Consider the following 19,140-nt stretch of genomic DNA (forward strand, 5'->3'; position numbering starts at 1 on the left):
GCATGGGCATCGCGCAACAGCTGCACCGCTGGATCCGGCCGCAGCGTCAGGAGCGCCTCAAGGCCGCGCTGCTGATGACGGGGGTCACGCTGGTGGTCTCGGCGGCGGTGCTGCTGACCGGCGTCCGGCTGCTGTTCGCCGCCGCGCCCTCGCTGACCGCGCCGGTGGTGGCGGTGGTTTCCGATCGGCTGGGCGTACCGGTGGAGATCGGCGGGCTGGATGCGAGCCTCAGGCGCCTGCGCCCGGGTCTGGTGCTCGAGGATGTGCGCGTCGGTGGGGCCGACGGCGGTGAGCCCCTGAGCCTGGACAGCCTGACCCTGGCGATCGCGCCCTGGCGGTCCCTGCAGGCGGGGAGCCTGCAGTTTCACGCATTGAGCGCCGAGGGTATGGCGGTCACGCTGCGCCAGCAGGCCTCCGGCGACTGGCGCCTCGCCGGGCTGCTGCCGGGGGCGACGCCGGTGGCCCCGGCTTCGTTTCTGCAGGCGCTGCGCGACCTGCCCGTGGATCGGCTGCTGATCCGCGATTCGCGGTTGGCGCTCGTGGATCAGGACAATGCCGCGCGCCTCGGCTTTGAGTCGGTGGCACTGCGCTGGCGGCGCGACCCCGACGGGCAATGGCGCTTTGCCCTGGACGCCCGCCAGGCCGATGAGCGGGTGCAGGCGCGTATGCAGATCGACGCCGCGACGGCCTCGACGGCCCGGGCAGTGATCGACCTCGAGGGCCTGACCGGCGAGCGGATTGCGCCCTGGCTCCAGCGTTCGTCGCTACAGCCGGATCCCGCCGCCCGGGTGTCCGGGCGGCTCTGGGTCAACCTGGCCGAGACCGGTGCCATCCGGCTGACCGCGGATCTGGAGGCGCAGTCGCTGGGACTTTTCGATGGCGGTATCGAATCGCTGTCGCTGCTCGCCCGCGCCGACTGGCAGGACGGACGCTGGGCGGGGCAGATCCAGCCTCAGGCTCTGGCGCAGGCCGATGGGCCGGGCCCGGTGCCGGGTCCCATCGCCTTTGCCCGCGGGACAGACGGTGGCTGGCGGTTGGCACTCTCGGATACCCCCCTTGAACCCCTGGCGCCCCTGTTGCGTCGCCGGATCGATGCGCCCGTCACCCTCGATGGGCAGGCGCGGCGCGCCACCCTGGTCTGGAAAGATGCGTCGGACTGGCGGCTGACGGCGGATCTGGCGGGCGTCGGCGTATCGGGATGGCCGCCGGGCCTGGCCGGGCGGCAGGCGGATCTGCAGGTCGAGGCCGGCCCACAAGGTGGGCAGGTGGTGGTGGATCAACTGCAGTTGCAGCGCATTGAGCCCGACGGTGAAGCGTTACTGCGGCGCCCGGTCCAGGTGGCGGTGACCGGGGGACGACTGCAGTGGTCGCGGTCGGGGCCGGAGGCCTGGTGGCTGTCCCTGGGCGATGTCCAGGGCCGCTTCGATGGCGCGCCGGTGCGGTTGGAAGGTCGGCTCGAGCAACGCGCCGGGCAGACGCCGCGGGTGGATGTGACCGCCCGTGCCGGGGCGCTCGAGGCCGCGCAGGTACTCGAGGTGTTACCGGTGGGGATCATGGATGACCGGTTGGTGACATGGCTCGATCGGGCCATTGCCGGTGGGCGCATGGAAGCCGCCACGCTGCGCTGGTCGGGCCCGGTGGATGGCTTTCCCTATCGTGCCGGGGATGGCGTTTTTGATCTGCGTGCACGGCTGGCGGATGTCGAGTTCCGCTATCAGCAGGACTGGCCGCCGCTGCGCGGACTTGCCGGCGAGCTGCGGTTCCGCAATCAGGGCATGCGGATCAGCGCCGAGCGCGGGCGCATCGGGAGCAACGACCTGCAGCAGGCACAGGCGCGCATTGATGATCTGTTCGACCCGCAGCTGCAGGTCAGCGGGGACTTGCGGGGGCCGCTCTCTGGGATGCTGGCGGTGATGCAGCAGTCACCGGTCCTGCCCGCCTCGCGTCGTCTCGATCAATTGCGCTGGCAGGGCCGCGGAGACCTGTCACTCGATCTGGACTTCCCGTTCCGGAGCCAGCCCATGGCCCTTGAGGGCGCCCTGCGCCTGGACGGTGCCGCGGTATCCGTCGCCGAGCCGGCCATACGCCTTGAGGATATCCGGGGCGAGGTGGCGTTCGACCGGCAGGGCGTTACCGCCACGGGCGTCCGCGCGCGGCTGGCGGGCCGGCCGGTGGTGGCCCGCGCTGCAACCGTTGGCGAGGCGGATCAGGCCCGGATCGAGGTGACCGCGGATACCCGCATGGCAATCGCCGACTGGCCGGGGACATCCGCGCTGGCGGGGCGTGCCGAGGGTACCGCGGCATGGCGGATCCGCTGGGAGCGTCCCGGGTTCATGGCCACCGAGGGCGCGCGGCCGGGCGAGCAGCTGAGTATACGCTCGAGTCTTGAGGGCGTTGCCCTTGATCTGCCGCTGGGTCTGGCCAAGGCGGCTGAGTCCTCCACACCGCTGGCCCTCGAGTGGCGGCGGGATGCCGATGCCGCATGGCGGTTCAGCTACGCCGACCGACTCCGGGCGGTATTTGGCAACGACCGGGGGGCGCTGCATTTTGGTGGGCGCCCGCCGTCACTGCCCTCGACGCCATCGACACAGGTCAGCGGAACTCTGCCGGTGGTGGACCCGGCGCGCCTGGCGGGCGCCGGCCAGGGATCGGCCCCGGGCGGGGGGCTGCCGATGCCCCTGCGCATGGAACTGACCGTGGCGGGATTGGACGTCAGTCGCTGGCGCATCGGTGAGACTGTGCTGACCGGTGAAATGCGTGATGGGCAGGGGTCATGGTCAGTGAGCGGTGGGGCCGACGGGCGGGTCGAGAAGGCCGGGCCGGCGGCGCCCTGGGTGCTGCGTCTGGAAACGCTGAGCGCGCGCCCCCGGCCGACGGCCACTTCGCAGGATGATGCCGGTGACGGGGCGCCCTCCGGGCTGCCCGGGACCGACATCGATCTGAGCGCCGGGCAACTGCGGGTGGACGGGACGCCGCTGGGACGACTCCAGCTCAGCCGGTCGCGGGGCGATGCCGGCGGCGAGGCGCGGCTGCAGCTGACCGGCGAGTCGATTGATCTGAAGGCCCGGATCGACCAGGTCGGGGAGGACGCGCGTCCCAATCAGCTGGAGTTTGATCTCTATACCCGCGATGCCGGGCAGGTGCTGGGCGCTCTGGGGCTGGTGGATGCAATGAACCGGGGCGAGGGCAGTGTCAGCGGTGAACTGGCCTGGCGGGGCGGCATGCTGCAACCGGCACTGCCAACGCTGACTGGCGATCTGTCAATCGATCTGCGCAATGGCAGCCTGCCGGCGGTTGAGCCCGGGGCCGGCCGCGCCCTCGGGCTGTTCAGCCTGTCGGTGCTGCCGCGGCGCCTGGGGCTGGATTTTTCGGATGTGGTGGGCGAGGGGCTCAGCTTTGATCAGTTGCAGGGCACCTGGCAGGTCGAGGCCGGTCGCATGCGCACCGATGATCTTTCCCTGACCGGACCCTCGATGGATCTGTCGCTACGCGGCGAGACGGATCTGGTGCGGCGGCGTTACGATCAACGTGTGACGGTGACGCCGCAGCTGTCCTCGGCGCTGGCGTTCCTCGGTGGGCTCGCCGGTGGGCCGGCCGCCGCGGCCCTGTTGTTCGTGACCCGGGGGATGCTGGAATCGGGCGTCGAGCGACTCACGGATTTTACTTATCACATCGGGGGCACCTGGGACGAACCCGAGTTCGATCTCATCGCCCCGGATCTGGAGGATGCCGACGATGACTGAGACACCCATGAGCGGACCGGTCCGTGCGGCGGTGGTGCAGATGGTCTCGGGTATGGAGGTGGCCAGCAACCTGACCGCGGCCGGCGGTCTGATCGGCCAGGCGGTGGGCCAGGGCGCCCGCCTGGTGGTGCTGCCCGAGAACTTCGCCTTTCTGGGCCGCCACCAGCGGGACGTTCTGGGTGTGGCAGAGGCGCCGGGGGAGGGGCCGATCCAGAGTTTTCTCGCACAGACCGCCCAGCACCACGGCATCACCCTGGTGGGCGGCAGTGTGCCGCTGCAGGGCGATGAATCCGATCGGGTCCGGGCCGCCTCGCTGGTGTTCGGTCCGGATGGCGATTGTCTGGCCCGCTATGACAAGCGCCACCTGTTTGATGTCTCCCTGCCGGGGGGCGAGGTTTACCGTGAGTCATCCACCTTTGCGCCCGGCGACGCGGTGGTGGTGGCGGAAACGCCTGCGGGAATGCTCGGCCTGTCGATCTGTTATGACCTGCGCTTCCCCGAACACTATCGGGCCCTGGTGGATGGCGGCGCGACGATCCTGCTGGCCCCCTCGGCGTTCACGGCCACCACCGGTGCCGCGCACTGGTCGGTGCTGGTGCGCGCACGGGCGATAGAGAACGGTTGTTACGTCCTCGCCCCGGATCAGGGTGGGTTGCATGCCAACGAGCGCATGACCCACGGCGAGAGCCTGATCGTCGATCCCTGGGGGGTGTGCCTGGCGAATGCCGGTATCGGCAGCGGCCCCGGTATTGCCGTGGCCGACCTCGATCCGGCTCATCAGCAGGCCATCCGCGAGCGGCTGCCATCGCTAGGCGCTCGCCCCATTGGTCCGGCAGTCCAGCTGGGTGAAGCGGGCCGGTGACCGGTCCAGTTGGACGGCGGTCAGCTGTCCGCCCCACAGGCATCCCGTATCGAGGGTGATATAGCCCGGACCCTGACGGCAGCCCAGCCGCGACCAGTGCCCGCTCAGGACCGTGGTGGTGGTGCCGTCGATGCGCCGATCCGGCGTGGCATACCAGGGGTACAGGCCTTTCGGGGCGGCTTCCGGCGGGCCATTGCAGCTGAAGTCGAGCCGGCCGTCCGCGCGGCAGAAGCGCATTCGGGTAAAGGCATTGATGATGAAGCGCAGGCGGGCCCAGCCGGTGAGCGACTCCGACCAGCGATCGGGCTTGTTGCCATAGAGGTGGTTCATCAGGCCGACGAGGTTGTCGCCCTGCAACGCGGCCTCGGCCTCGGCGGCACAGCGCGCCGCGGTGGCGGGGTCCCACTGCGGGGCGATCCCTGCATGGGTGAGCGTATAACCGGATTCCGGCAGGTCGATGAGCAGCGGCTGATGCCGCAGCCAGTCGATGAGGTCGTCACGGTCGGGGGCGGCGAGCAGTGGCTCCAGCCGGTCACTGGCCCGCTGCCGACCCGCACCCAGCGCGACGGCGATGCAGTGGATGTCGTGATTGCCCAGCACCGTGCGCGCCGCGTCGCCCAGATCGCGCACCCGGCGCAGCGTCTCGACGGGCTGCGGGCCACGTCCCACCAGATCGCCCGTCAGCCAGAGCCGGTCGTGCTGCGGGTCGAAATCCAGCGTCTGCAGCAGCGAATCGAGGCTGCCAAGACAGGCGTGAATGTCGCCGATCGCGTAATCCGCCATGCGCGTGCCTATGCCTGTTCGGATGAATGTTGGAGGATCCGCGCGAGACGCCCGTACCCGGCCAGATCGATCCGCTCGGCGCGGGTGCCGGGGTCGATCCCGGCCGCGGCGATTCCGGCATCGTCGACCAGGCCACGCAGGGCGTTGCGCAGGGTCTTGCGGCGCTGGGCAAACGCCGCGGCCACCACCCGGCTGAGGCAGTGCGTATCGGTATCACCCAGCGGTGGCTCGGCATGGGGGATAAGGCGCACGAAGCGCGAGGTGACCTGCGGAGGAGGAGAGAAGGCCCCCGGAGGTACCTCGAACAGTGGCTCGATCTGGCAGCGCGCCTGGATCATCACCGACAGCCGGCCATAGATGCGTGAACCCGGCCCCGCCGCCATGCGATCGACCACCTCGCGCTGCAGCAGCAGGTGCAGATCGTGAATGCCGGTCGCCGGTGCGGTGAGGTGGAACAGCAGCGGCGTCGAGAGGTTGTAGGGCAGGTTGCCGACGACCCGCAGCGCCTGCCCCGACGCCTCGATCAGAGGCGCCACCGGCTGGCTGAGGGCATCGGCCTCGATGACCTGCAGCGCGCCACTCCGGGCGGCGTCCCATTGATCCAGTCGGGCGGCGAGGTCGCGATCCACCTCGATGGCCATGACCTGGGCGCCGCGGGCCAGCAGCGGCCGTGTCAGCGCGCCGGAACCGGGGCCGATCTCGAGGAAGTGCTCCGCCGTCCGCGGGGCGATGGCGGTGAGCATCTGCTCGATGATCGCGGGATCATGCAGAAAATTCTGACCGAACCGGCGCCGGGCTCGATGCACTGATCAGCGCCCCGCACGGGCCATATCGATGGCCTCGCGAATCGCGGCATGCAGACTGCCGGAATCGGCGACGCCCTGTCCGGCCAGATCGAGGGCGGTGCCGTGGTCAACCGAGGTCCGGATGATGGGCAGACCCAGGGTGATGTTGACGGCATGGCCGAAGCCGACATGCTTGAGCACCGGCAGCCCCTGGTCGTGATACATCGCCAGTACCGCATCGGTGCCCTCGAGGCGCGCCGGTGTGAACAGCGTATCCGCCGGCAGCGGACCGGTGAGATGCAGTCCTGCCGCGCGCAGGGCCTCGAGCACGGGGTTGATGGTGTCGATTTCCTCGCGCCCCATGTGGCCCGATTCACCGGCATGGGGGTTCAGTCCGGCGACCAGGATGTGAGGCCGCTCGATGGCATAGAAGCGTCGCAGGTCGTGGTCAAGGATCCGCAGGATTGTCCTGAGCCGCGCGGGCGTGATCGCATCGGCGACGGCCCGCAGCGGCAGGTGAGTGGTGGCCAGTGCCACCCGCAGCGAGCCGGCGGCCAGCATCATCACCGGCATCGGTGCGTCAGTGAGCTCGGCGAGATACTCGGTGTGACCACTGAACGGATGGCCCGCCTCGTTGATCACCCCTTTGTGCACCGGGCCGGTGACCATGGCCTGGAAGTGCCCCTGCTGACAGCCTTCGACGGCGAGGCGCAGGGTTTCGAGGACATAGCCGGCATTGCGAGGGTCGAGCTGCCCCGGTGTCACCGGCGCAGCGGGGTGCACCGGCAGCACCTCGAGGTGATCACTGGCCTGCAGCTGGTCAGGGTTGCCAATGGCCACCAGTCGGGCGTCGGGGAAGGCGTCGCCCAGGGCGTTGACCAGTTCCGGTCCAATCCCGGCGGGCTCGCCCGGCGTGATCGCGATGCGCGGCCGATCGGCCATCAGCCGCCCCCGAGACGCCTTTCGATGTAGGCCTCGTTGCGCAGCTCGCGCAGCCAGAGCTCGATTTCTTCCTCGCGCTTGCGCTCGCGGATGGCCTGCTCGGCCTCTTCGCGGGCGATGGATTCACTGGCGTCGCGCGTACGACGCTCGAGCACCTGGGCGATGTGCCAGCCCCCGCGCGTGCGGAATATTTCGCTGGTCTCACCCACATCGAGGCTGTTGATGGCCTCGCCGAATGAATCAGGCAGATTGGCCGGATCCACCCAGCCGATGGCGCCGCCGTTACTGGCCGACCCGGGATCGTCGGAGTTGGCCCGTGCCAGATCGGCAAAGTCACCGCCCGACTCGATCCGTGAGCGCAGCGACGACAGACGCAGACGGGCGTCCTCGTTGCTGACCACCTCGTTGGGCTGGATCAGGATATGCCGGACCCGGCTCTGCTCGACCATGGCCTCACTGCTGCCGCGGGTGTCCTCGAGACGGTAGATCTGAAACCCTGCCGGGGTGCGCAGCGCGGCGGTATGCTCGCCGGGTTGGAGGTCGCGGATCGCGCTGGCGGCGGCCGACGGCAGCTGTGACGCCGGTACCCAGCCGAGGTCGCCGCCCTCGAGGGCATTGCGGGCATCTGAAGCGGCCGTCGCCACCCGGGCGAACGACTCGCCGCTGTCCAGTCGTTCAATCACCGTGTCGGCCTCGCGATGGGCGGTTTCGATGACATCCGCCGAGGCCGCCTCAGGCACGCTGATCAGGATCTGCGATAGCCGGTAATCGCGATCCAGGCTGCGATTGCGCTCGATGAACTGCTGGATCTCCTGCTCGGTGACATCCAGACGCTGGTTCATCACCTGCTGGCGCAGACGGTTGATGGTGATATCGCGACGCAGCTGATCACGAAACACCGACATGTTCATGCCCTGCCCTGAGAGCGCGTCACGCAGTCCCTCAAGGCTCAGGTTATTGCGTTCGGCAACGCGCCGCACGGCGGCATCAAGCGTTGCGGAATCCACCCGGATACCCCGCCGCTCGGCGACATTCATCTGCAGCGTCTGGACGATCAGACGGTCGAGCACCTGCGCCCGCAGCTCGTCGGCAGGCGGCATGCGCACGTCCCGCTGCTCGAGATTCTGCCGGACCGAGGCCAGCTCGCCCTCGAGCTCGGACTGCAGGACCACGTCATCGTTGACCAGAGCGACGATCCGGTCGAGCAGGACCTCTTCGGCCTGGGCGGTCTGCACGATCGCGAACAGCAGGATGGCAAGCAGCGTTCTCATCATTGATCTCAGCGCCTTGGGTTGTAGCCGTCGATTTCGGCATCCAGAAACGACTGGATTCTATCACCGATGCCGCCCAGACCCTTGAGTTCGAGCTCGAGCATGACGGTGCGTTCGAGTCGCGCATCAGCGCGATCGGGATCCCGCTGCAGCTGCTCTTCGCTGACAAGCCGCCAGGCGTGACAGCAGCCCGATTGCTGGATGCCGATGAAACGCTCGCGGGTATTGTTGGTCTCGAGATCCTCGAGCAGGCCGGCAAAGACACTCACACCGGGGGTGAGGGGCAACGCGAAGGACAGTTCGGCCTGATCCAGCGTGGTCTCACCCTCGTCGCGACGGCGCCGCAGGCCGAGGTTGATCGCCTGGGTATCACGACCCCGCCAACGCAGCAGGGTACGCAGGTTGTCGGTGCCGTTGCTGTCCGGATCCCAACGGTAGTCCAGATCCGCGCTGAAACCCCGCGGCAGATCGAGGCGCAGCTGACTGACGATTTCCGAGCGGTTGTCCGCCGGATCGCCGTCGGCCGCCACCTCGCGATCTTCGAAGTAGAAGATTTGGCCGATGGACGCGCTCAGGTATTCCTGCCCGCTTGTGGTGTTCACGAAGCGGGTGGTGATGCCCGTGGTCAGGCGTTCGCCGTCCTCGATACGATCGAGACCGGCGAAGGCATTCTCGCGGAACATTGAGCTGAACGTCAGCGTCGAGGCGCTGGTATCAAAGTCGGGCAGGTCGGACTGGTCGCGTGTCGGGGCGCGGCGATAGAAAAGCCGCGGCTCCAGCGTCTGATAGACCCCTGCGAAGAGGGCGCTGGGTCGCTCCAGAAAAACACCGGCGTCAACGCTGTAGATGGGCATGGATCGGCTGGGTGTGGCATCCCGGCCGGGCAGATCGCCGGTCAGATCGTAATCGGTGTGGCGCCATGTCACCGCCGGTTCGATGAAATAGCCGAGCCTTCGCCAGGGCAATGATACCCGTGGGGCAATATCCACCCGCCGTCCCTGGGTGCGACGCGAGACCGGATGCGTGAACCGTGTCGCCTCGGCGTCGAAGTCGATATCCAGCGGGCCCAGCCCTGTTATCGGGTTGTAGCGGAACTGCAGGCGTGGTTCGCGGGCGTATGGCTGGCTCGTTGCACTGATGCGGGTGTCGATCTGCTGCCAGTACTGCGTATCCACCGACAGGCTCGAATCGCGTCCGGTCCAGGCAAAGCTGGCCTCACTTTCGAGAAACGACGCGGAGCGGACGTCGAGTTCGTTGCTGAAGTCATCGGAGTAGAACGCATCGCTGACGCGGGCCTGCTTGATCCGGCCGCGGATGGATGAACCGATCGCCAGCTGGTGGTCCTGATCGATGGCCCAGCGGTCGTCCCCAAAAACGTCGTCATCCGGCAGGACGCTGACGTTGAATTCGCCGTCGATCCACTCCTCGAGGTAGCGGAATTCGGTATCCATGAGCAGTCCACGACGGCTATAGAGAGTCGGGCGCAGAGTGGCGTCGTATCGTGGAGCGATATTCCAGTACCAGGGGACTGAGACGGTGGTGCCGTTGTCATCGGACTGGCCGATGGTCGGCGCCAGCAGCCCGGTCAGGCGTTCGCTGCCCACCGGAAACTGCAGGTAGGGGGTATAGAAGACCGGCAGCCGGCCCAGCGACAGCACGGCATGGTGGGCACGCCCCTGGCGGGTGTCGCGATCAATCTCGGCACGCTGGGCCTGCAGGGTCCAGAACTCACGTCCGGGCATGCAGGTGCTCAGCGTCACGCCCTGATAGCGGCTGAGTGTCGGCCCTTCGCGGATGACCCGCTCGGCCTGGCCCTGCATGTGGCCGGCGACGATCCGATAATCACTGACGCCTTCGAATGTCCCGCGCTGAGGGGTAAGCCAGTAGCGGGCGCGCTCGGCGTTGATCAGTACACCTGGCTGGCGCAGGCGCACACCGCTGTCGCCCTCGATCCGGCCGTCGCCACTGTCGTAGCGCAGGCGTTCGCTGCTCAGGCGCTGATCGGCCTGACGCGCCCGGACACTGCCGGTGAACTCGTAGATCGGTGGCTGCCCGCTGGCCTGCGCCCGATCGGCGGTGATGTCGATGCGCTCGCCATCGCCGGCGACCGGTTCGGTGGCAGGGGGCATCGGCTCGAGCAGCGGTGCGCTGCAGAGCGCCCAGCGGCCCTCGCTGGCCCGGGCGTCGGGGGACCCGGCAAGGGCCGTTGCCAGGGCAACGCCAATGAGGGGGATCGGTTGATATCGCGGCACGGAATCGGCTGTCCCTGTCAGTGGTGGAAGCGCTTTTGAAACCGAAGGGTACCCTATACACTCGCGAAGATTCACTCTGGAGGGGCGCAGTAATCGTGGCAACTGACCGGCTCGACGCGCGTGGGCGCCAGATGGTGGCGTGGCTGCGCGATCAGGGCATTGAGCCGGACGCTCTCGAGGTGATGGGGGGTGATGCCAGCCCGCGGCGGTATTTCCGTATCGAAACGGCCGGGGGCGCCCGAGTGGTCATGGACGCCCCGGATCAGTCATCCACCTGCCGCGCCTTCTGCCGGATCCGCTCCCTGATGGCCGCGGCCGGCGTGCATGTCCCGGTCATCCATGCCGCTGCGCCGGCGGCGGGGTTTCTGCTGCTCGAAGACCTGGGCGGCCAGGACTATCTAAGCGCCCTGGATGGCGAATCCGATGAGCGCCTGCTGCGCGCGGCCATCGATGCGCTGGTGCAGCTGCAGGGCGGGGCTGATGGGCGGGACCTGCCCCGCTTTGATGCCGATCGCATCGACGCCGAGCTGGCGCTTTTTCCGGACTGGTATGTGCGCCGGCATCTGGGCGTCGAGCCGGACGCCGCCTGGTGGTCGCGCTGGGCGGCGGGAACCGCGGTCCTGCGCGAGGCCATGCGGGCTCAGCCGACTGTCGTGGTGCATCGTGACTTCATGGTGCGCAACCTGCTGGTGGCGACACCCAATCCCGGGGTGATCGACTTTCAGGATGCGCTGGTGGGCCCGGTGACCTATGACCTGGCGAGTCTGCTACGCGATGCGTTTTTCAGTCTGACGCCTGACGCGGAGCAGGCCCTCGTTGGCTATTATCGGGACCGCGCCGCTGCCGCCGGGATCCGTCTGCCGGCGGACCTGTCCCGGGCGCTGGATCGCACCGCCGCGCAGAGGCATCTCAAGGTGCTGGGAATATTCGCGCGCCTCTACCACCGCGATCATAAGCCCGGTTATCTGGCGGATGCGCCGCGCTTTCTCGATTACCTCAGCCGTGAGCTCGGTGATGATCCGGCCGGCCATGACCTGGCCGCGCTGATTGCCGAGCTGCCGCGGCCCGAGCGGGCGGACTCACCATGAATGCAATGATTCTCGCAGCGGGTCGGGGTGAGCGCATGCGACCGCTGACCGACCACTGTCCCAAGCCGCTGCTGAGTGTGGGCGGACGGCCGCTGCTCGACTGGCATCTGGCCCGCCTCGAGGCCGCCGGCTTCGAGCGGGTGGTGATCAACACCGCCTGGCTGGGCGAGGCGATCCGCGCGCATGTGGCCGGGCTGGCGCCGACGCGGCTTGAAGTGCGGATGATCGACGAGGGCGATCAGGCCCTGGAGACCGCCGGTGGCATCGCCAATGCATTGCCGCTGCTGGGCCCGGAGCCGTTCGTGGTGATCAATGGCGATGTCTGGTGCGACCTCGACCTCGCCATGCTGCCGCGCGAGCCCGAGGGGCTGGGGCATCTGGTGCTGGTGGACAATCCGGCGCATCACCCGCAGGGCGACTTCCACTTTGACGGCTATGCCATTCTCCGCGACGGCAGTACGCCGCGTTATACCTTTGCCGGGATCGGCTGTTATCGCCCCGAACTGTTCGCCGGTCTGCGGCCGCAGGTGGCGCCGCTGGCGCCGCTGCTGGCGCGCGCCTGCGAGCGGCGTCAGCTCACCGGTCACCATCATCATGGTGAGTGGTGGGATGTGGGGACCCCGGCGCGTCTGCACGCGCTCAATGCCCGCCTTACACCGGACTGAGGCGGGCCACCACCGCGCGGGTCAGCCCCTCGCGGGCCTGTGCCACAGTACAGTCGACGCCCAGCGTGGCCAGGTCGGTGACCGCCATGCCGGCATGGCCGCAGGGGTTGATGCGGTTGAATGGGGCAAGGTCCATGGCAATGTTGACCGCCAGTCCGTGATAGCTGCAGCCGCGGCGGATGCGTAGCCCCAGCGCGGCAATCTTGGCGCCATCGACATAGACCCCGGGGGCATCGGCGCGCGGCGCCGAGTCGATGCCCTGTCGGGCCAGCCAGTCGACCACGCTCTGCTCGAGGCGGGTGACCAGCTCGCGCGCGCCTATGCGCTGACGGCGCAGGTCGATGAGGGGGTAGAGCACGATCTGCCCGGGGCCGTGATAGGTCACCTGACCGCCGCGATCGGTCTGCACCAGCGGCGTGTCACCGCGATCGAGGACATGCTCGGCCCGGCCTGCCTGCCCCAGGGTGAAGACCGCTGGATGCTCCACGCGCCAGAGCTCATCCGCAGTGTCGGTATCGCGCTCGTCGGTGAAGGCCTTCATCGCCGCCCAGACGCGGGCGTAGTCGCACCGGCCCCAGTCACGGATCGCGATCGCGTCGCTCATCAGAGGGTGGCGAGAACGCTCTCGTGCGCTTTCAGGTCTGCGTAAATGGCGTCCAGCTGATCACGGCTGTCGGCGGTAATGGTGGCCGTGACAGAGACATACCGCCCGCCGCTGCTCTCACTGGTGGTGATGCTCTCGGCCGTCAGGGCCGGTGCATGGCGCTGGACGATTTCCACCACGATCCCGGGCAGGGCCGCATCACTGCGCCCCATCGCCTTGATCGGAAACTCGCACGGAAAGGTCAGTCCCGGCGGGGAGTCATTCAGTTCAGCCATAGTCGCACCGTATCGATCGTGCGCCCCACGAATCCAGCCTCGGGCACCGTCTCGAGGGCGATGATGTCCCTCTCCCGGACCACCTCGTCATTGCGCGAGACGCTGAGGCGGCCGACGCGGTCACCGGCCGCCACCGGCGCCTCGAGTGGCTCGTTCAGACGAATCCGGGCATCGAGCTGGTCGTAGGTATCCGCCGGCAGGGTGATGAACACATCCTCGGCGACGCCCACGGGCAGCGTATCGGCCACACCTTTCCACAGCCGGGGCGTCTCGACCGGTTCATCGGCGGCATACAGACGATGGGTCTCGAAAAACCGATAGCCATAGTTGAGCAGGCTCTTCGACTGACTGACCCGCTGCTCCGGCGTCTCGGCCCCCATCACCACTGAGATCAGCCGCATGCCATCGCGCTCGGCCGACGTGGCCAGGCAGTACTGCGCGGCCTCGGTATAGCCGGTCTTGACGCCGTCGACGGATGGATCCTGCCAGAGCATGCGGTTGCGATTGCTCTGGGTGATACCGCCCCAGGTGAACTCGCGCTCGGAGTAGAGGCGGTAGTAATCCGGAAACCGTTCGATCAGCGCCTGCACGAGACGGGCGGTATCCGCGGCGGTGGAGTAATGCTCGTCACCCGGCAGCCCGGTGGCGTTGGTGTAGTGGGTGTTGGTCATCCCCAGCTCCGCGGCGTACTGGTTCATCAGTGCCGCGAAGGTCGACTCGCTGCCGGCGATGTGCTCCGCGAGGGCGATACTGGCATCGTTGCCCGACTGGATGATCATGCCGCGGATCAGGTCGGTCACCGGGATGTCATTGCCCACCTCGATGAACATGCGCGATCCCGGGGCCCGCCAGGCCTTTTCACTGATCCGCACCGGCTCGTCCATGGTGAGATCGCCCGAGCGCAGTTCGTTGAAAACGACGAATGCCGTCATCACCTTGGTGATGCTGGCCGGGTCGCGGCGGACATCGCTGTTCTGATCCACCAGCACCCGGCCACTGTGAAAGTCCATCAGGATGTAGCCATCGGCGCCCAGCTGGGGCGGGTCGGGCACCGGAATGGGTTGGGACTGTGCGGCGGCGTGGCCACCCAGCAGGAGGGCGATGATCAGGATGGCGAGTCTGAGCGGTGTCATGGTCGGTGGTCTCGGTTTTCAGTCGCTGGAGTCAGCGGGAATAATGACATGTCCGGGGGAAAAACGGGCGTTCTCCAGCTCGGCCCGAAGCTGATCGACGCCCGCGGAATCGGGCAGGGGGCCAAGGCGCACTCGATGCAGGCCATCGCCCCCCTCGCGGATCACGGGGGATGCCGACAGCGGGGCCTCCTGCAACTGCCGGGCCAGTTGCCGGGCGTTGCCGGCGTCGCGGAAAGCGGCCATCTGGATCCAGTAATCGCCGCGGGTCGGTTCATCGGGCGTGACCACCCGGATCTCCACCGGTGCCGTGCCGCGCTCGAGCATGCCGAGCTTGGCGGCGGCCGCGTAGGACAGGTCAATGATCCGGTCATCGGCGAACGGTCCGCGGTCGTTGACCTTCACGACAATCGACCGGTCGGTGTCCAGGTGCCGCACCTCGACCCAAGTCGGCAGCGGCAGGTGCTTGTGTGCGGCGGTCATGGCATACATGTCGTAGGGTTCGCCGCTTGAAGTCCGCCGGCCCTGGAATTTGCTGCCATACCACGAGGCGATGCCGCGCTCGCGATGCCCGGCGGCACTGTCCATCACCCGGTAGGTCTGCCCGAACACCTCGTACTGCTCGGGATTGCCATAGCGACTGGCGGGCACCGACTGGGGCACCGCATCGGGGATCGCCATGGGATCGTCGATGACTCGCCCCGGCCCGTCCTGCGGCTCGGGCACGAGGCCGCTGCAACCGGCCATCAGCAGTGCCAACAGGCCGACGGCAAGCCGACTCATCTTCCCCCTCCGCCGATGCGCTCGGCCAGCTGATGAACCGCCATGGCGTAAAGGGCGCTGTGGTTGTAGCGGGTGATGGCGTAGAAGTTGCGCAGGGTGATCCAGTACTTGTCACCGGCCTCGGCCTGGAGTTGCAGCAGACGCGCATCAAGGCCGGCGCTGAGCGGGGTGGAAGGGTGAACCCCCGCGGCCGCCAGCGTTGCGACGGTGTCCTGCGGGGCCAGAGATTCGTACAGGTGTGACTGCCAGTCTTCGCCCTCGACCCGTGCCGGAACGGCAATGGGCGCATCCGCCTGCCAGTCATGTCGGGCCAGGTAGTGACCGATGCTGCCGATGGCATCGGCGGGCTCCGAGAAAAGGTCCCGCCGACCGTTTTCGTTGAAGTCAACGGCGTAGGCCCGATAGCTGCTGCTGATGAACTGCGGAATGCCCATGGCGCCGGCGTAAGACCCCAGCGGGTCGGTGGGCGCGAAGCCTTCTTCGCGGGCCAGGACCAGGAACGCCTCGAGCTCGTCGCGAAAGAATTCGGCGCGGGGTGGATAGCCGAAGCCCAGCGTACGCAGCGCGTCGAGGACGCGGTAGTTGCCGGCGTAGCGGCCATAGAAGGTCTCGACGCCAATGATCGCGACCACGATCTCGGCGGGGACGCCATAGGTGTCCTCGACCGCCGTGAGCCAGCGGCGATGGCGCTGTTGATAGGCACGGCCCGCTTCAATGCGTGCCTCGGTCAGGAAGATCGGCCGATAGCGCGACCAGGGCATCGCTTCAGCGGGTCGGCGGATGGCCTCGATGATATCGGGCTGATGGATGGCCTCATCGTTGATCAGCGCCTCGATACGCCGGGCGTCCCAGTCATGCCGGGCCGCGAGCGCTTCACTGAAGGCACGGATCGCCCCGGGATCGGCCCCCACGTTGCTCGTGCCCAGCGCCAGTGGGACCAGGATCAGCAGCGCGGCCGCCGTTGTGCCGAAAAGGCGATGGAGCGTGTTCAAGATGACCACATCCGCCGGTGGGTATGAATGGACATGAGAATACCGAAGCCGACCAGAAGCGTCACCATGGCCGATCCGCCGTAACTGATCAGGGGCAGGGGCAGGCCCACCACCGGCAGCAGGCCCGAGACCATGCCGATATTGACGAAGCAGTAGACGAAAAAGGTCAGTGACAGGCCACCGGCCAGAAGACGCGAGAAATTATCCTGCGCCTGGTAGGCGATCCACAGCCCGCGCAGCGTGATCAGCAGATAAAGAACCAGCAGGGCGCACACCCCGACAAGCCCGAACTCCTCGGCCATGACGGCGAACACGAAGTCGGTGTGGCGCTCAGGGATGAACTCGAGGTGGGCCTGGGTGCCATTCAGCCAGCCCTTGCCATGGATGCCGCCCGAACCGATGGCGATCTGCGACTGAATGATGTTGTATCCGGCGCCCAGCGGGTCACGGGTCGGGTCCAGAAAGGTCAGCACGCGTTGGCGCTGATAGTCCTGCATGCCGAACTGCCAGAGCAGTGGCACGGCCGCCGCCACCAGCCCGATCAGCGCGGCGATCAAGCGCCAGCCGATGCCGCCCAGAAACAGGACCCCGGCGCCGGCTGCACCAATCAGAACGGCCGTGCCCAGGTCGGGCTGGCTGCCGATCAACCCCACCGGTAGCGCGATAATCGCCAGTGTGGCGGCGGCGCGCCCGGTTGATACCGGCATGGCGGACCGGGCGATGACCCAGGCGACCATGATCGGCACCGCCAGCTTCATCAATTCGGAGGGCTGGAAACCCGCCACCCCCAGATCCAGCCAGCGCCGCGCGCCGCCGCCTGATTCACCCACGACCAGTACCGCCACCAGCAGCACCACGCCCAGGCCGAACAGCCAGGGGGCGATGCGCCGCAGCTGCCAGGGTGGGATCTGGGCGGCGACGATCATGCCGGCCGCGCCGACTGCCAGGCGCACGAGGTGGTCTTGGACCGCTGCGATGCTGCCGCCAAAGGCGCTGTAGAGGATGACGACGCCGAGTCCGGAGAGCAGCGCCACCAGACCCAGCAGCACCCCGTCCAGGTGCAGGGCCCGCTGCAGCACATCCCCGGTCGCCCGGCGGGCCACGGCGTTAACGCGACTCTCGGCCCAGCTCACTGCCTTGCTCCTCCCGATTCATCCAGGCATCGATGACCCGGCGCGCCATGGGCGCTGCCGTCGTGCTGCCACTGCCGCCGTTTTCCACGAGTACTGTCACCACCAGACGCGGTGAGGTGGCCGGTGCGAACGCGGTAAACAGCGCATGATCCCGGTGCCGGGCGTCGATGGCGGCCTCGTCATATTCCTCGCCCTGGGCGATCCCGATGACCTGGGCCGTCCCGGTCTTGCCGGCGATCCGGTAGTCAAGGTCTTCGCCAATGGCCCGGGCGGTGCCGCGCTCGCCGTGGACCACGTCGACCATGGCATCGATGGTCGTCTGCCACAGGGTTTCGTCCTCGAGGCGCATCGGCCCGACGGGGGGTGTGGCGCCGTCGCTGTCCGGGCGTCCCGCCAGCAGATGCGGCACGATGGGCGCGCCGCGGTTGGCGAGCATTGCCGTCGAGGTGGCCATCTGAATGGGGGTCGCCAGGGTGAATCCCTGCCCGATCCCTGTGTTGATGGTCTCGCCGCGGTACCAGGATTCGCCCCTATTGCGCTGTTTCCAGGCGCGTGACGGCATGACCCCCTGACGTTCGCCGGGCAGTGCGAGACCGCTGTCGACACCAAAGCCGAAGCGGGTCATCCAGTCATGCATGCGGTCAATGCCCATGCGGTCTGCAAGCTCGTAATAGTAGACATCGCAGGACTCGGCGATGGCCTCGTTGAGATCGACGTCGCCGTGGCCCTCGCGTTTCCAGTCCCGCCAGACCCGCGAGACATTGGGCAGCCGAAAGGTCCCGTTGCAGTGGATCTCCTCATCGGGCGTCATGGCGCCATCGGCCATACCGGCCAGGCCCAGAAAGGGCTTGATCACCGAGCCGGGCGGGTAGCGACCGCTGATGGCCCGGTTGTAGAGCGGCTGGTCGGGATCGCGGCTCAGCGTTTCGAATGCCTGGCGGTCCAGCCCGGCGCTGATCGCATTGGGATCGAAGCCGGGCTGGCTGGCGAGCGCAAGAATGGCTCCATCGCGGGGGTCCATCGCCACGATCGCGCCGCGGTAATCCCCCAGGCTCTGTTCGGCGATGCGCTGCAGGCCGATGTCCAGGGTCAGGGTGAGATCCTCGCCCGGGGTGGGTGGGTCGCGCTCGATCACATCAATTGGCCGGCCCAGTGCATTGGTTTCGATGCGCTCCGAACCCATTTCACCGCGCAGTCGGCGCTCGTAGGCTTTCTCGAGCCCGGTCTTGCCGATGACGCTGCTGCCCCGATACGCCCGGCGGTCACGGCTGCGCAGTTCGGATTCGCTGATGCGACCGACGTAGCCAATGGCATGCGTGCCGATGGGTCCGTAGGGATAGTGGCGGATCAGGTGGGGCTGGACCTCAACGCCGGGAAAGCGGTGGCGGTTGGCGGCGATGCGGGCGACGGCCGCTTCGCTGAGCTGACGTTTCAGTGGGATGGCCTGGAATCCGCGGCTACGCTGCCGCGCGTCACGGAACGCCGCCCGCTCGGCCGCGCTGATATCCACCAGATCATCGAGCTGGTCGAGCAGGCCGCTCAGATCGTCGACGCGCTCGGGGACGATGGTCAGACGGAAGGCGGGCTGATTGTCGGCAAGCACGCGCCCCTCGCGGTCGCGGATGATCCCCCGGGTGGGCGCGACGGAGGCGATGCGCACCCGGTTATCCTGGGATTGGGCGGCGAAGTGGTCGTATCGCGCGGTCTGGAGATAGGCGATGCGGCCGGCGAGTAGCAGGCACAGCAGCGCCCCGATGACGCCGGCGATCAGCAACCGGCGGCGAACGACCTGCCGCTCGCGGGGGGTGTCGCGGAACGTGCCGAGATCCATG

16 protein-coding genes are annotated in these 19,140 nt (G+C 67.8%); 4 read left to right on the plus strand and 12 right to left on the minus strand.

Features of this window, described 5'->3' with window-relative positions:
• Nucleotides 1–2 precede the first annotated feature (2 nt).
• On the plus strand, nucleotides 3–3,743 hold the full coding sequence (locus FPL11_RS06920; RefSeq protein WP_144347984.1) for a YhdP family phospholipid transporter: 3,741 nt from the start codon (nucleotides 3–5) through the stop codon (nucleotides 3,741–3,743).
• On the plus strand, nucleotides 3,736–4,605 hold the full coding sequence (locus tag FPL11_RS06925) for a carbon-nitrogen hydrolase family protein (protein ID WP_235013473.1): 870 nt from the start codon (nucleotides 3,736–3,738) through the stop codon (nucleotides 4,603–4,605). The genes FPL11_RS06920 and FPL11_RS06925 overlap by 8 nt, the downstream gene beginning before the upstream one ends.
• On the opposite strand, the gene FPL11_RS06930 is transcribed toward FPL11_RS06925, so the two are convergent.
• The 5 genes from FPL11_RS06930 to FPL11_RS06950 are packed head-to-tail and all read right to left on the minus strand — an operon-like array spanning nucleotide 4,552 to nucleotide 10,638.
• On the minus strand, nucleotides 4,552–5,388 hold the full coding sequence (locus FPL11_RS06930; protein ID WP_069134089.1) for a symmetrical bis(5'-nucleosyl)-tetraphosphatase: 837 nt from the start codon (nucleotides 5,386–5,388) through the stop codon (nucleotides 4,552–4,554). The two genes, FPL11_RS06925 and FPL11_RS06930, sit on opposite strands and share 54 nt — an antisense overlap.
• 8 nt (nucleotides 5,389–5,396) lie before the next feature.
• On the minus strand, nucleotides 5,397–6,194 hold the full coding sequence (rsmA, locus tag FPL11_RS06935; protein ID WP_144347985.1) for a 16S rRNA (adenine(1518)-N(6)/adenine(1519)-N(6))-dimethyltransferase RsmA: 798 nt from the start codon (nucleotides 6,192–6,194) through the stop codon (nucleotides 5,397–5,399).
• A 3-nt stretch (nucleotides 6,195–6,197) separates the two neighbouring features.
• Nucleotides 6,198–7,115 (minus strand): 4-hydroxythreonine-4-phosphate dehydrogenase PdxA, encoded by a 918-nt coding sequence (gene pdxA / locus FPL11_RS06940; RefSeq protein ID WP_144347986.1) that lies wholly within the window; start codon nucleotides 7,113–7,115, stop codon nucleotides 6,198–6,200.
• Nucleotides 7,115–8,386, minus strand: coding sequence for a peptidylprolyl isomerase (locus FPL11_RS06945; RefSeq protein ID WP_235013472.1), 1,272 nt, complete (start codon nucleotides 8,384–8,386; stop codon nucleotides 7,115–7,117). The genes pdxA and FPL11_RS06945 overlap by 1 nt, the downstream gene beginning before the upstream one ends.
• An 8-nt stretch (nucleotides 8,387–8,394) precedes the next feature.
• Entirely contained in the window at nucleotides 8,395–10,638 is a 2,244-nt protein-coding gene (locus FPL11_RS06950; protein WP_144347988.1) for an LPS-assembly protein LptD, read from the minus strand.
• A 95-nt stretch (nucleotides 10,639–10,733) separates the two neighbouring features.
• On the opposite strand from FPL11_RS06950, the gene FPL11_RS06955 reads away from it, so the two are divergent.
• Nucleotides 10,734–11,726 (plus strand): aminoglycoside phosphotransferase family protein, encoded by a 993-nt coding sequence (locus FPL11_RS06955; protein ID WP_144347989.1) that lies wholly within the window; start codon nucleotides 10,734–10,736, stop codon nucleotides 11,724–11,726.
• On the plus strand, nucleotides 11,723–12,391 hold the full coding sequence (gene murU / locus FPL11_RS06960) for an N-acetylmuramate alpha-1-phosphate uridylyltransferase MurU (RefSeq protein ID WP_144347990.1): 669 nt from the start codon (nucleotides 11,723–11,725) through the stop codon (nucleotides 12,389–12,391). Before FPL11_RS06955 ends, murU begins: the two co-directional genes overlap by 4 nt.
• Here murU and lipB read toward each other — a convergent pair.
• The 7 genes from lipB to mrdA are packed head-to-tail and all read right to left on the minus strand — an operon-like array spanning nucleotide 12,378 to nucleotide 19,139.
• Complete coding sequence (gene lipB, locus FPL11_RS06965) at nucleotides 12,378–12,995, minus strand: lipoyl(octanoyl) transferase LipB (RefSeq protein ID WP_144347991.1); 618 nt, start codon at nucleotides 12,993–12,995, stop codon at nucleotides 12,378–12,380. The two genes, murU and lipB, sit on opposite strands and share 14 nt — an antisense overlap.
• Nucleotides 12,995–13,270, minus strand: a complete 276-nt coding sequence (locus FPL11_RS06970; RefSeq protein ID WP_144347992.1) for a YbeD family protein — start codon at nucleotides 13,268–13,270, stop codon at nucleotides 12,995–12,997. The genes lipB and FPL11_RS06970 overlap by 1 nt, the downstream gene beginning before the upstream one ends.
• Entirely contained in the window at nucleotides 13,258–14,403 is a 1,146-nt protein-coding gene (locus FPL11_RS06975; protein ID WP_144347993.1) for a D-alanyl-D-alanine carboxypeptidase family protein, read from the minus strand. The genes FPL11_RS06970 and FPL11_RS06975 overlap by 13 nt, the downstream gene beginning before the upstream one ends.
• 18 nt (nucleotides 14,404–14,421) lie before the next feature.
• The gene (locus FPL11_RS06980) at nucleotides 14,422–15,183 is read right to left on the minus strand and encodes a septal ring lytic transglycosylase RlpA family protein (protein WP_144347994.1); all 762 of its coding nucleotides are present in this window, start codon (nucleotides 15,181–15,183) and stop codon (nucleotides 14,422–14,424) included.
• The gene (gene mltB, locus FPL11_RS06985) at nucleotides 15,180–16,175 is read right to left on the minus strand and encodes a lytic murein transglycosylase B (protein WP_144347995.1); all 996 of its coding nucleotides are present in this window, start codon (nucleotides 16,173–16,175) and stop codon (nucleotides 15,180–15,182) included. Before mltB ends, FPL11_RS06980 begins: the two co-directional genes overlap by 4 nt.
• Nucleotides 16,172–17,308: a rod shape-determining protein RodA gene (gene rodA, locus FPL11_RS06990; protein ID WP_186295107.1), complete on the minus strand. Its 1,137-nt coding sequence runs from the start codon at nucleotides 17,306–17,308 to the stop codon at nucleotides 16,172–16,174. The genes mltB and rodA overlap by 4 nt, the downstream gene beginning before the upstream one ends.
• Complete coding sequence (gene mrdA, locus FPL11_RS06995) at nucleotides 17,283–19,139, minus strand: penicillin-binding protein 2 (RefSeq protein WP_144347996.1); 1,857 nt, start codon at nucleotides 19,137–19,139, stop codon at nucleotides 17,283–17,285. The genes rodA and mrdA overlap by 26 nt, the downstream gene beginning before the upstream one ends.
• Nucleotide 19,140 lies beyond the last annotated feature (1 nt).

It is taken from the genome of Spiribacter aquaticus, assembly GCF_007625215.1.
In the GTDB taxonomy this organism is placed as follows: domain Bacteria; phylum Pseudomonadota; class Gammaproteobacteria; order Nitrococcales; family Nitrococcaceae; genus Spiribacter; species Spiribacter roseus.

Excerpts from the sequence above, each read along its gene's own strand:
- pdxA (WP_144347986.1), bottom strand. The coding sequence starts at position 7,115 with ATGGCCGATCGGCCGCGCATCGCGATCACGCCGGGCGAGCCCGCCGGG.
- murU (WP_144347990.1), top strand. The coding sequence starts at position 11,723 with ATGAATGCAATGATTCTCGCAGCGGGTCGGGGTGAGCGCATGCGACCG.
- FPL11_RS06925 (WP_235013473.1), top strand. The coding sequence starts at position 3,736 with ATGACTGAGACACCCATGAGCGGACCGGTCCGTGCGGCGGTGGTGCAG.
- FPL11_RS06945 (WP_235013472.1), bottom strand. The coding sequence starts at position 8,386 with ATGAGAACGCTGCTTGCCATCCTGCTGTTCGCGATCGTGCAGACCGCC.
- FPL11_RS06930 (WP_069134089.1), bottom strand. The coding sequence starts at position 5,388 with ATGGCGGATTACGCGATCGGCGACATTCACGCCTGTCTTGGCAGCCTC.
- mrdA (WP_144347996.1), bottom strand. The coding sequence starts at position 19,139 with ATGGATCTCGGCACGTTCCGCGACACCCCCCGCGAGCGGCAGGTCGTT.
- FPL11_RS06980 (WP_144347994.1), bottom strand. The coding sequence starts at position 15,183 with ATGAGTCGGCTTGCCGTCGGCCTGTTGGCACTGCTGATGGCCGGTTGC.
- FPL11_RS06920 (WP_144347984.1), top strand. The coding sequence starts at position 3 with ATGGGCATCGCGCAACAGCTGCACCGCTGGATCCGGCCGCAGCGTCAG.
- FPL11_RS06975 (WP_144347993.1), bottom strand. The coding sequence starts at position 14,403 with ATGACACCGCTCAGACTCGCCATCCTGATCATCGCCCTCCTGCTGGGT.
- FPL11_RS06970 (WP_144347992.1), bottom strand. The coding sequence starts at position 13,270 with ATGGCTGAACTGAATGACTCCCCGCCGGGACTGACCTTTCCGTGCGAG.
- lipB (WP_144347991.1), bottom strand. The coding sequence starts at position 12,995 with ATGAGCGACGCGATCGCGATCCGTGACTGGGGCCGGTGCGACTACGCC.